The organism is Bacteroidales bacterium (assembly GCA_013141385.1).
In the GTDB taxonomy this organism is placed as follows: domain Bacteria; phylum Bacteroidota; class Bacteroidia; order Bacteroidales; family Tenuifilaceae; genus UBA8529.
Genome location: JABFRB010000002.1, coordinates 354,921 through 368,252 on the forward strand (window position 1 = coordinate 354,921; position 13,332 = coordinate 368,252).

Sequence of the window (13,332 nt, forward strand, 5' to 3'; positions counted from 1 at the left end):
TTTATTCCTAGTCATACTTCTTTCACTAATAAAACCTTAAACCATTTACATATGAACCAAAAAATTCTTGTTGGTGTAGCTATGACTCTCCTATTGTTCTCCTGCGGCAAAAAGGAGCAACCTACAGAATCGGTCATTGGTCCTAAAAAGCTAAAGATTGAAAATGGAATCTTAACCCCCGAAGTCCTCTGGTCGTTTGGTAGATTAGGCGAAACCGCAGTATCACCTAATGGAAACCTCGTTGCATACACCGTAAGTTGGTACTCAATTGAGGAGAACAAAAGTAATTCAGATATTTATATTATGAATTCCGATGGTAGTAATAAAAAACAGCTAACCGTTACAAGCGCTCATGAGTTTAACCCAGTTTGGGTTAGCGATAGCCAAATTGCATATCTATCAACAGAAGGTGAAACAGCCCAAATCTGGACAATTGACGTTGACGGAAACAACAAGAAAAAAATATCATCATTTGAATCCGATATTAATGGTTTTCAAATATCCCCAAAAGGCGATAAAATCCTATTCATTAGTGAGGTTAAAATTGATAAAAACACTGCCGATGTATACCCCGATCTTTCAAAAGCAAGTGGAATGATTATTACCGATTTGATGTACAGGCATTGGGATACATGGGAGGATGGACTTTACAGCCACGTTTTTGTTGCCGATTTTACCGATGGTATGGTTAAAAACACCAAGGATATAATGGTAGAAGAACCTTATGATAGCCCTCAAAAACCTTTCGGTGGAATGGAGGAAATATCATGGACTCCCGATGGAAAACAGATTGCCTACACCTGCAAAAAACTCAAAGGGAAAGCATACGCTTTTAGCACCAACTCCGATATCTACCTATATAATTTAGAGAATGGCAATGTAAAAAACCTTACCGAGGGTATGCCTGGGTACGACAAATGCCCCGTGTTCTCCCCCGATGGCAATAAAATGATATGGCTATCGATGGAGCGTGCGGGCTTTGAGGCAGATAAAGATCGTCTTTTCGTAATGGACATTCCAACAGGTCAAAAGACATATTTAACTCCAAACTTTGACTACTCCGTATCAAACATACAATGGATGCCTGATGGAAAGACTATTTATATGATTGCTGGTGTTGAAGCAACATTTCAGATTTATAGGATGGATTTAACCACTAATGAGTTAAAACCTATTACCCAAGGAAATCATGATTACCATTCAGCTGTAATTGCAGGTAATAAGCTGATTGGCGATAAAGTTAATATTACCAAACCTGCTGAAATTTATTCTATCAACCCATCAACTGGTAAGGAGGAAGAATTATCTTTTATCAATAAGGATATTCTCGATCAACTCACTATGCCTAATGTTGAGAAACGATGGGTAAAATCTACCGATGGTAAAATGGTACATAGTTGGATTATTCTACCTCCAAATTTTGATAAAACAAAAAAATATCCGACCCTACTCTTCTGCGAAGGCGGACCTCAAAGCCCCGTGAGCCAATTCTGGAGTTATCGTTGGAATTTCTCAATAATGGCGTCGAACGGATACATTGTTGTTGCTCCAAGTAGAAGAGGAACCTTAACTTTTGGACAAGCATGGACTGATCAAGTTAGTAAAGATCATGGTGGACAGGAGATGAAAGATCTTCTTTCATCAATAGACGAGATAAGTAAAGATCCATGGGTAGATAAAGATCATTTAGGCGCAGTTGGTGCTAGTTATGGAGGACAAACCGTATTCTGGTTAGCGGGAAATCATCATAAACGCTTCAAAGCACTTATCGCTCATTGTGGTGTTTTTAACTCCGAAATGGAATATTTAACTACAGAGGAGATGTTCTTTGATGATTGGGAAATTGGCGGAGCGCCATGGGAAAGTGACAATAATGTTGCAATGCATAGCTACGCTCAAAGCGCACATAAGTTTGTGAAGAATTGGGATACACCAATCCTTATTATACATGGAGGTAAAGACTTCCGTATTCCGTACACACAGGGTATGGCAGCATTTAATTCGGCTCAGATATTAGGAGTTCCAAGCAAATTTTTATTTTTTCCAGATGAAAACCATTGGGTACTTAAACCTCAGAATGGAATTCTTTGGCAAAGAGAGTTCTTTGGTTGGCTCGATAAATGGCTAAAAGTTAAGTAGTAAGGTATTTACGAACCTGAGTTGGATATAATTTTTAACACAGAGGTCTTAAATTCTGGATTTAACATAATGGTCGTTTTAATAGGATGCAAACTTGCCATAATGATGTACATTGATATTGAGAAACACGGAGAACACAGAGATTTGTAGATTTTGCATAAATGCAAAATCTACAATGTGTAACACCTTAACTTCTCTTCTTTTCAATGTAATTCCTTTTTTCGAACTGACGTTAATTATATCTAAAAGCAAAGAGGTCTGAATTATCAGACCTCTTTGCTTATCGCTTAAAGCAGTATCCCACCTGATAATCATCTATCAGATAGGTGCTTTTATTTCTATTTAGGATGTATAATTTCAGGTTTCCGTTAAAAGAAATTTCAGTCGACAAGTTCATTTTGTACTCAAGGTTGGACCAATTATTTAGGCTGATATTTTTAGGCTCTAATAGAATTTCATTGCGGTATACCTGTTTGTTATCCTTAGTCACCTCAACTACATACAACAATGGTTTGTTAAGGGTGTCTTTATAGCAAATTTTTAGTTTAAGGTAAAGTTCTAGGGGCCTTTCAAAGCTGATTGTTGACAAATCAAACTCGTTTTCTAAGTATTTTTCTTTTGACGAATCTATTCGTAAACATTTAGTATCGTATTTATCATCGAAGGCAAAATACAATGAATCTGCTTTATTATATCTTCTCTCAAAATCATAAAAGGCCAAAGATTTAAACTCTTCTTTAGAGCCATAAGCCACCATCCTATTCTGAGTTAATACCAAACTATCTGGTTTTATCCGTTTAAAAATGGCAACACGATAGTCGCGACCATAAACTCGAAGACTTCTATCAAACTCAAATATTTTTTGAAGTTCTAAGTTGTGATTGTTTACTAATGAATCAAACTCAACTTTCTCAATAGGGAAAAAACGCTCATCGTATAAAACTAAAGAACCAACTTCAATGTTTTTACTGAAATCTTCTGGATTGTTAGCTATTCTCTGACATTTACTTTCATCGAATGGATTTAAGCCAAGCATATAGGGGAAAGTAGCGTCCATAAAGTAAACTTTACTTTTCCTAAAATCTTCTTGCTTTAGCCAATTTGATGCATGTTCAATTACTTTAGTGTAAGGATCGGAAGAAACTGGATAGTTCTGTACTACAAAGGGAATATGAATAACAGAAAGGATACCAATGTATAAAGCGGCTGTTTTAACCCATGCACTTTTAAAGATTATCTCAAACATTAGTGAAAAAAGTGTTAACCCTCTAGTTGACATTACAGCCATAAAGGGAACAATCGCTGCCATATAGTTATTATTTCCTTGGGAGTTACCAATACCCGACCACCACATGAACGAGTGAACAAAGAAATATGTTAAAAAAGGAAGAAAAACGAGTAAAAACTCTCGGATTAGCGCTTTTTTATCTCTTAAAAGAAGGGTAATGCCAGCAACAAATCCCATTACATAAAAAATCTCATTTGGTATTCCAAAAAAGCCAGGGCTTCGCTTAATAAATTGGAAAAAACTTCCAGTTCCATACATACCCGTATTTACAAAAAAAGGATTTTTGGTTATCAGCCAGAAAAATTCGTGGTTTACAAAACCTCCTATGATGCTATAAACTAACGTGCCTGTTAACATTAGTAGTATGGACCAGTATTGTTTTCGATATATTAGAAATATTGCAAAAATTGGAATTAAGAAGATCCCTTCGGTTCGAATTAGCGGCAGGAACGAAACAATAATAGAAGCAATAATATATCTATTCTTGAGAAGTAAATATGAGGTGAGGATTGCTACAAATGCAAATAGAATCTCCGCAAGTCCCGAAAAAAGGTTGTATGCAAAAACTGGAGTAAAAATACAAAGTATTACAGCAAGGATTGGTTGTTTCATTTTTAATTCCTTTGCAACCAGATAGGAGAGGTATCCTGCAGCAATTCCAACTAGTATATTAAATAATTGTAAACCTTTTAATCCAAAAATTGCAAATGGAACACTTAGTAAAGTAAATACAGGTTTAGCCAAAATATCAAAAAAGAATTTAGGCGATTTTAAAGCGTAGTGGGTATAATTAAAATTACCAATACTCTCGGCTCCACCGGCAAAACCATTGGATAGAAATAGTACTATAAGAAATAATGCAAATATCAATGATACAGAGAGTAGAACGAATCGTTTTTCGATGAAGTACCCATTCAGTGAGCGGAATATATCAGATATTTTCATTTTTTTATTTTGAGCAAAAATATTGTTTTTTATTTTAATGCAAATTGTTATCTCCTATTTTACAAACTTACCGTTGAATATAGAATTCGGATTGCTTATACCATTTTGGAAAGTAATTCTCATTTGCTAATCGATTACCTATACTATAAAACAGTTTTGCATCCTCGCACAACCCATCAAGGGATTGGGTTTTGGGATTATAAACATCACACTGTTTATGGTAAATAGTTTTCCAGTACTCATCGATTTTTTCTTGAGTTTTTGATTTTCCTAAATTAACCTGGTTGCTATACCCCTTGGCAAATATCGCAGGTACTCCTGCTTTTAAAAAAGGTAATTGATCCGATCGGAAAAACATTCCATTCTCAGGGTTTGGATCAGCGCAAACATAACGACCTTGCTTACGTGCCTCCTCTTCAATATACTTATCTAATTCTGAGTGACCCAAGCCTGTTACAGTAACATCTTTAAACTTACCAAGGAATAGTATTACATCGGTATTTATGCATGCTACCATTTTAGATGTTAAAAACGGAGAATGGTTAACAAAATAAGTTGAACCAAGCAAACCCGCTTCTTCCGCCGTTGGCGAGAAAAACAAAACGGAACGCTTAGATCCTCCTTCAATTTTAAATGCTTTGGCAATAGAAAGCATCCAGCTTATAGCGGCAGCATTATCTGAGGCTCCATTGTATATTGAATCACCATTTACTGGATTCCCAATTCCTAAATGATCCCAATGGGCACAATAAACTATAACCTCATCGGGTCTTTCGATTCCTTTTATTACACCTGCAACATTTTTTGAAGCCGCCTTCACCCATTTGTTCTCGATATTAATATCATACTTGGCATTCATGCTAATTGGATGAAATCCTTTTGTTAAGGCCTTCATTTTCATTGTTTCGTAATCCATATTGCATGAACTGAATAACCTAATAGCAGCATCTTTTGTAATCCAGCCTGTTAATAAGCAATTAGGTTCTTCAAGATGTTGATCATCAACATCTAATTCTGCCTTATTTGTTTGCAAATTTGTAACACTCCAAGGGTAGCCAGCTGCCGCAGTTTCATGAACAATTAGACAGGCAATAGCACCTTGTCGCTCAGCTTCTTCAAACTTATAGCGCCATCTCCCCTGATAGGTCATGGCTTTACCATTGAACAAAGTTGTATCGCCAGTGTAAAAATCGGGATCGTTAACTAGGACAACAATTGTTTTACCCTTAACATCAATACCTTCAAAATCGTTCCAACCTTTTTCAGGTGCATTTACTCCAAAACCTGCAAAAATTATCTCGGATGATTTGATATCTATTTCTTCCTTCAAAATGGGACATCTGGCGGTATAGTCATCACCTGATTTTAAAGAGATTTGACCTTTAGGTGTGTGAATAATAAAGTTATCAGGAACATGGCTGGTTAGCTGAACCAAAGGCACTTCTTGTGTGTAACTATCACCAAATGCCGGTTCAAGTCCAATCTCCTTCATTCTTTTTTGGAGATAACCAACAGTTCTTGTTTCACCTATTGTAAGTGGAGCTCTTCCTTGAAGGCTATCATCCGATAATATCAAAAGATCCTTTGCTAAATCCTGATTATTTATCGATGATATTGCCAATTCATGCTTGTTTACACAAGAACAGAATATTAGAACAAATGCTATTAATATATATCTCATCTAATTGTTTTTAAGCAAATTGGATTGGTAAATAATTAATAATTGCAAATTTCTTAACTGCTAAAACTATACTAATTATTTCATTTATTTTGTTCTTGTTAATAAAAATAAATACTCCTTATATAATTACACTAGAGAGTAATGTTAGAGAAACGCAAGAAAATGAAAGTTAATTTGTGTTGATATTACTGATTAAAGAATTAGTAATTTTATACGTTCTTCAACTTGTGTTTTTTACAGAAATCATTTAAGCATTAAGTTAATAATCTCAAGACAATGAAAAGGAAAGTTAAATTCATCAACCTAATTGCTATGGCTTTATTAGTGGCAGCCACCTCTTGCACACCCGAAAAAAAGGAGCAAGCAAAGGAACCTCTCAAAATTGATGTTTCGCTAACACAGAGCGAAATATCAAAGGGTATCTTAACACCTGAAATTATGTGGAAATTTGGTAGGGTTGATAACCCAAACCTATCTCCAGATGGGAAAATGTTAGCGTTTACAACCACTTACTATAATTTGCAGGAAAACAAAGGGATAACTCATCTTTATGTAGTATCAACTGACGGAGGAGAGCCCAAGAAGTTAACAAACAGTGTTGGTTCAGAATCAAACCCACAGTGGGCTTCGGATGGGCAGATTATCAGATTTCTTTCGACCGAAAGTGGTAGTTCTCAGCTATGGGAAGTAAAAACTGATGGAACTGGTCTACGTCAAATTAGCAATGTAGAAGGCGATATCGATGGATTTTGTATTTCACCCGATGGTACCAAAATCCTATACTCTAAAGCAGTTAAGTTGGAGAAACTCAGCCTTGATATTCATCCTGATATGGACAAGGCAAACGTTAGGATTATTGATAATTTAATGTATCGACATTTTGATTATTGGGAAGATGGCGACTATAGCCATATTTTCGTTGCCGATTTAAAGGGTGGAGTTATTTCTAATCCAAAAGATATTAATGAAGGCGAAAAATGGGATACCCCAATGGCAACCGATTTTGAGATCAACGAGGTTCAGTGGAGTCCTGATGGTGAAAAGATCGTTTATTGTTCAAAAAAACTCTACGGAAAAGATTATGCCGTTAGCACAAATTCAGATATCTACGTCTACGATTTGGAAAGTGGAAAAACTGAAGATATAACTAGCGAAAATATTGGCTATGATAGAAATCCTTCCTACTCGCCAGATGGGCAGTGTATTGCTTGGTGCAGCATGGAAACTCCGGGGAATGAGGCTGATCAAAAGAGATTATTTATTCTTGATGTTAAAACAGGTCAAAAAACCTATTTAACCCAAGGGTTTGACCAAAATGTTGATCAATACGTTTGGGGTGAAAATAATCAATCAATCTACTTTTCAAGCGGCATAAAAGGTACAAAGCAATTATACAAAATAAATGTTGGCACAAAGGAAATAACCCAAATTACAAAAGGGGTACATGATTATACTCTTTGTCAAAAACAAAAAGGTGTGTTAATTGGTCAGAAGATGAGCATGAGCAGGGCTCCAGAATTCTTTAAAATAGATGAAACTACTGGGACTGAAACTCAAATAACATTCACCAATAAAAATATCTACGATAATATTAAGATGGGCGAAGTTCAGGAGCGCTGGATTAAAACCACAGATGGTAAGGATATGCTTGCATGGGTTATTTTCCCTCCAAATTTCGATAAAACCAAGAAATACCCAACACTACTTTACTGCCAGGGCGGGCCACAAAGTACAGTTAGCCAATTCTGGAGTTTCCGTTGGAATCTTCAGATAATGGCCGCAAACGGTTACGTTATTGTTGCACCTAATCGTAGGGGAGTTCCATCGTTCGGACAGGCTTGGAATCTTCAAATTTCTGGTGATTATAGCGGACAAAATATTAAGGACTACCTGAGTGCAATTGATGATGTAAGAAAAGAACCTTGGGTTAATAACGATAAGCTAGGTTGCGTGGGAGCAAGCTATGGCGGATATTCGGCATTTTACCTAGCAGGTCATCATCAAAAAAGATTTAAGACTTTTATAGCCCATTGCGGGATGTACAACCTTGAGAGTTTCTATGGTGCTACCGAAGAAACCTTTTTCCCAAATAACGATCTTGGTGGACCATTCTGGGATAAGAATAATAAGATTGCTCAGAAATCATTTGAGAATTCGCCTCACAAGTTCATTCAAAATTGGGATACCCCAATTATGATAATAACTGGCGAAAGGGACTATAGGATTCCATATACAGAGAGTTTACAAGCATTTAATGCAGCACAGCTTCGAGGTATTCCAAGCAAACTTTTAGTATTCCCCAACGAGACTCATTTTGTTACAAAGCCTCAGAATGCAGTAGTATGGCAGCGTGAGTTTTTTGGTTGGTTGGATAAATGGTTGAAATAATTATTGGTTCGATTATCTGTATTGTAATATTTGAAAAACCTTGGATTGAAACCCGAGGTTTTTTTTATATCAGATTATCTATTTAACGTGAGTTCAATATAATAAATCACATTAACAATATAATAAACAGATATCTACAAATACAATAATTATGGATGGAATGGTGGAATAATGGAACTGGAGCGAAGCGGAACTCGACGAAGTCAAAACAAGAGGCTAGATTCTTGCTTATATCTTCCAGCTTTCCATTGATCCAAATTAAATAAATTGATTGATATATAGATTAATACATTGTTTCTTACGTCGAACTCATGTTAATTAGATTCAAGACTATATTTAATTTTTCGGCTATGGGCAAATTCCCTTGGATCCATTTAATATCAATCCCATTTCGTTCCATTCTCCTAAACCAAGTCATCTGACGTTTAGCAAACTGCGCAATTGCGTTATTTAATTGAATAAACATTTCATCCCAGCTAATTTCTCCAAGTATGTGTTGAGTAAGATATTTGTACTCCAAACCATAGTAAATTAAATCTTCGGCTTTAATACCTGAATCTAGGAGAGCCTTAACCTCATCAACCATTCCATCCTTTAATCGCTGCTTTAGTCGGCACGATATCCTGTTCCTCTCGTTATTTCGGCTATATCTAACACCAAATATTATATTATTTAATTTCGGCAAGGGCGATTCATCAACATCATTGTTAGCATAATATTCCTCAATCTCAATAGCCCTTTCGAGTCTTTTCCGATTAGTTGTATCCGTTTCGTTGTGTAGTTTTTTATACGATGATAGCTGCTTTATCAGCTCATCATCGCTTTTGCCTTTCATAATAAGCCTTAGTTCTGTGTTATCAGGTACGGCAATCAGTTTATAGCCCTTAATTACAGATTCGATATAAAGACCGCTACCGCCACAAAGTATTGGAATATTCCCCCTTGACTTAATTTCGTTGTAAACTCTAAAAAAATCTTTCTGAAACTCATAAACATTATACTTAGTGCCAGCATCTACAATATCAATTAAATGGTAAGGTATATTGATATTGTTTACCGTATAATCCTGATAATCCTTTCCTGTACCAAGATTCATTCCTCTATAGACTTGCCGTGAATCTCCGCTTATAATCTCGCCATTGAGTTTTTGAGCCACATAAGCAGCTAGTTGGGTTTTTCCACTTGCGGTAGGGCCCAATATAGTAATCAAATCGTATTTTGAGGTTTTCATTATTAAGTGTTTATTATAAAAAAGGAGATTTCTTATCCTAGCTAATCTTTAAAATTTGCGTCTATCAATTAATTAGCAATAATATGCCATGACAATAATTAGCTATATTTCAAAATATCAGAGCAAATCGAATAAATTTGTTCTCCCAATGCTGTAAAAATAGCTATTTTTGCAACTGCATTTTAAAATGAACCAGTATCAATATAATTCGATTCAACATAACCGATGTATAGCAACCCACAGGTAAAGAACAAAAAAGCCTACTTTGAGTTCGAGATTATCGAAAAATATATTGCGGGTATTGTACTTACTGGAACTGAGATAAAATCAATAAGATTAGGCAAAGCCAATTTTCTTGATGCTTACTGCCATTTTGTTAACGGGGAGCTTTGGGTAAAAGGATTAAATATTGCTGAATATGATTGGGGTACATACAATAATCACGATCCCAGGCAAGAGCGTAAACTTCTGCTCAATCGTAAAGAACTCATTAAACTTTCGCGTCAATCCAACGAAAAAGGGCTTACAATAGTAGCATTAAAGCTATTTGTTAACGATAAAGGCTACGCCAAAATTGAAATAGCTGTAGCTCGTGGTAAGAAAACTCACGATAAACGTGAAACCATTAAGCAAAATGATGCAAAAAGGGAAATTGATCGGTATTCAAAACGTTAACATCTTTAAGTCTTAAATTGATTGCTTATCTCTCATTTAGAAAATATATTTCAAGCCATTCGATCATTGTTATGCAATTCAAACAATATTGCCTATAGTTATTTGCTAATTTGTATTTGATAATAAAAACCAATAACTTGTTTGCTAATTAACAAAGTGCATCTCTAAAATTTAAAAAATCATTTGCAAGAATCTTTAGTAGTACATAAGCCACGGATTTGCTCCGATGATTTTCTTTTAATTTTTTTAGATATTGATAAATATAGCGACTCAGAGTAGTTTTTAGAGATGTTTTTAAGAAATAGTTCAAGAATTGTTGAGTATTAATGAACACTAAGCATTACTCTTTTGTTAAAAACTCTTTCAGAGATATTATTTTTTTTGGATTCAGACAATTTTTCTAGTATTTATGGAGTATGTCGTAATCATTGTACTTTTCGTATATATTGTGTTTCTTCATTTTCAGTTAAGTAAGAAAAACCATCTAATTGAAACGATGGTTGGTAAGCTAACTAAATTTGAAAAGGAATGGGATAATGATCATGTATTGAATCTGCTAGAGAAACTTCGATTATTAGGCAATGAAACAATCATAAAGCGCGATAGACTCTTCGATGAACCTGTAATGAAATTCCTTTTTGCAAACGAGAAAGATTCAAAAATTTTTGTGCACTATACAAAGGATATAAGTGTTGCCAAAAAAATATTTGAAGAGGGATTTAAGTTTGCTGATTCCTTCGAGAAAACTGCAGAGCAAATAATTAACGATAGCGTTGATTTAACCTACAAACATAACATCCGAAAATACTACGGTAAGTATATAATAGTTATCTGTATATCGAATAGTATATATAACCATTACGACGAAGAGATCAAGCATATAAGCAAACAAAACATGCAGGTTGAACAGGTTTTAACTGACATTGCACCTTGTTTCAACGATAATATGGACGAGGTATTTACGTTATCAAATCATTATATCAAGGGCTACGTTAATTACGAAACTGGCGAGGTGGTAAGTAATAAACAATTTAATCCCAACTACAATTCAGAGGCTTTTAACTCAAACCTTAAGAGGATTAGAACTACCTAAGTAATTATTTAGATACTCAGTTGTTTTAAGTTGATATATATCAATTTTTGGTTGTGAATACCAATTTCATTGTACCTTCGAGCATTCCTAATGTATAATATTATGATTTTAAAAAGAATTGTATACCCTTTAATGCTAATGATTGTAATGTTTTCCTTATTTTTTAGCAGCTCATGTAAACATGATCCCATGGGCATTAGTCAACTTGACACTGTTTGCTTCCAAGCTCAGATTTTACCTATTCTGCAAACATCATGCGGTATAGCTGGGTGTCATGATGCAGGCGGAGAGGGAGGCGAGTTCACAACCGATAGTTACCAAACAATTATGTCAATTGTTACTCCAGGCAGTGCTGCTAAAAGTACGCTATACCAAGTAATTACAGCAGTTAATGGTCAGATAATGCCCCCAAAAAGACCACTGACAAAGGATCAACGGACTTTAATCTTAGTTTGGATAGAACAAGGGGCAAATAATACTACTTGTAATCCTTAGAGGTACTGGAACTCAACAAAACATGAAATCTTACCCAGACAGGAATGCTAAATAATGATTAAAAATCCACGTAATCTTCTTAAATTTATGAAAATAATCATTCCCATTATCGCTATATTTCTTTTTGCCATATCAGGCTGTTACTATGATAGTAAAGAGTTTCTATATCCAGAACTTAGCACATCTTGCGATACAACAAACTTTACCTATTCGGGATCAGTTAAACCCATTCTTGAAAACTCTTGTCTCTCGTGCCACAGTAATAGCACCGCAGCATCATTTGGAGGAAGTATTAAACTTGAAAATTATGCTGATGTTAAACTCAGGGTTGATGATGGAAAACTATTAAGCTCTATAATTTGGACAAGCAGTTACCCAATGCCAAAGGGTTCATCACAACTAGAAAGCTGTAAAATTACAATTATCCAAAAATGGATTAACGCTAGCGCACCCAACAATTAGCAAATTTTAAACTGAAAGATATGCGATTAAGAATAATTCTCCTGCTAGTTATATTTTTACCAGCACTAGCAAGCTATTCCCAAGATATTGATAAACTATTAGAGGAAGCTGCAGGTAGCGATACTGAATACACTACGGCAACCTTTAAATCAACCAGAATAATCAATGGACATTCCATTGAACGAATGCCCGAAGGGCAACTTGATTTTAGAATCTCACATCGATTTGGGCAATTCAACAGCGGATACTATAACCTTTGGGGGTTGGATCAGGCAAATATTCATTTTGGTCTCGAATATGGAATTACAAATTGGCTTATGGTTGGAATTGGTCGTGGAACATACGAAAAAACCTACGATGGTTCAATAAAACTTTCAATACTCAGGCAATCCAAGGGAAAGAAAAATATGCCGATATCCCTTTCCTATTTCACTAGTATTGCCATTAATACCCTAAAAACAGATTTACCTAAACTCTACTTCTGGGATAGGGCCAGTTTCGTACATCAGCTGTTAGTTGCCCGTAAATTTAATGAGCGTTTCTCGCTTGAGATTAACCCTACCTACGTTCATCGGAATATGGTAGGTACCGAGATGGATCCAAATGATGTTTGGTCGGTAGGTGCTGGGGCTAGATTTAAACTTACATCAAGAATGTCGATAAATGCCGAATACTATTACGTTATTCCTCCTATTAACGATTTTAGAACTACTAAAACCTACAATCCATTAGCTATTGGCTTTGATCTCGAAACAGGAGGACATGTTTTCCAAATAATGCTTACTAACTCCTTAGCCATGATTGAAAAGGGCTTTATTGGTGAAACTACAAGTAAATGGAATGATGCAGGAATACATTTAGGATTTAATATCTCTAGAGTTTTTGGTTTAAAGCGAGCTAAATAGGCGTTAGTTTGTTATAGATACAAACATTAA

10 protein-coding genes are annotated in these 13,332 nt (G+C 35.3%); 7 read left to right on the forward strand and 3 right to left on the reverse strand.

What is annotated here, in order from left to right; genetic code table 11:
* The first annotated feature begins 51 nt into the window (after positions 1 to 51).
* Entirely contained in the window at positions 52 to 2,139 is a 2,088-nt protein-coding gene (locus HOO91_02680) for a S9 family peptidase (protein ID NOU16447.1), read from the forward strand.
* 280 nt (positions 2,140 to 2,419) lie between these two features.
* Here the strand turns inward: HOO91_02680 and HOO91_02685 are convergent, their stop codons facing one another.
* Positions 2,420 to 4,372: a hypothetical protein gene (locus HOO91_02685; GenBank protein ID NOU16448.1), complete on the reverse strand. Its 1,953-nt coding sequence runs from the start codon at positions 4,370 to 4,372 to the stop codon at positions 2,420 to 2,422.
* 67 nt (positions 4,373 to 4,439) lie between these two features.
* Positions 4,440 to 6,053 carry a M28 family peptidase gene (locus tag HOO91_02690; protein ID NOU16449.1) on the reverse strand — a complete coding sequence of 538 codons (1,614 nt, stop codon included), beginning with the start codon at positions 6,051 to 6,053 and terminating at the stop codon, positions 4,440 to 4,442.
* Positions 6,054 to 6,329: 276 nt separating this feature from the next.
* Between HOO91_02690 and HOO91_02695 the strand changes: the two genes are divergently transcribed.
* Positions 6,330 to 8,441, forward strand: coding sequence for a S9 family peptidase (locus tag HOO91_02695; protein ID NOU16450.1), 2,112 nt, complete (start codon positions 6,330 to 6,332; stop codon positions 8,439 to 8,441).
* 298 nt (positions 8,442 to 8,739) lie between these two features.
* Here HOO91_02695 and miaA read toward each other — a convergent pair whose 3' ends face one another.
* Positions 8,740 to 9,672, reverse strand: a complete 933-nt coding sequence (gene miaA / locus HOO91_02700; GenBank protein NOU16451.1) for a tRNA (adenosine(37)-N6)-dimethylallyltransferase MiaA — start codon at positions 9,670 to 9,672, stop codon at positions 8,740 to 8,742.
* A gap of 225 nt (positions 9,673 to 9,897) precedes the next feature.
* On the opposite strand from miaA, the gene smpB reads away from it, so the two are divergent.
* The 5 genes from smpB to HOO91_02725 all read left to right on the forward strand — a co-directional run bounded on the left by smpB (position 9,898) and on the right by HOO91_02725 (position 13,302).
* The gene (smpB, locus tag HOO91_02705; GenBank protein NOU16452.1) at positions 9,898 to 10,347 is read left to right on the forward strand and encodes an SsrA-binding protein SmpB; all 450 of its coding nucleotides are present in this window, start codon (positions 9,898 to 9,900) and stop codon (positions 10,345 to 10,347) included.
* A 409-nt stretch (positions 10,348 to 10,756) separates the two neighbouring features.
* Positions 10,757 to 11,440 carry a hypothetical protein gene (locus tag HOO91_02710; GenBank protein ID NOU16453.1) on the forward strand — a complete coding sequence of 228 codons (684 nt, stop codon included), beginning with the start codon at positions 10,757 to 10,759 and terminating at the stop codon, positions 11,438 to 11,440.
* Positions 11,441 to 11,542: 102 nt separating this feature from the next.
* Positions 11,543 to 11,935 (forward strand): hypothetical protein, encoded by a 393-nt coding sequence (locus tag HOO91_02715; protein ID NOU16454.1) that lies wholly within the window; start codon positions 11,543 to 11,545, stop codon positions 11,933 to 11,935.
* Between the two features lie 87 nt (positions 11,936 to 12,022).
* Positions 12,023 to 12,397 (forward strand): hypothetical protein, encoded by a 375-nt coding sequence (locus HOO91_02720; GenBank protein ID NOU16455.1) that lies wholly within the window; start codon positions 12,023 to 12,025, stop codon positions 12,395 to 12,397.
* 20 nt (positions 12,398 to 12,417) lie between these two features.
* Positions 12,418 to 13,302, forward strand: coding sequence for a hypothetical protein (locus HOO91_02725; GenBank protein ID NOU16456.1), 885 nt, complete (start codon positions 12,418 to 12,420; stop codon positions 13,300 to 13,302).
* Positions 13,303 to 13,332: the final 30 nt, after the last annotated feature.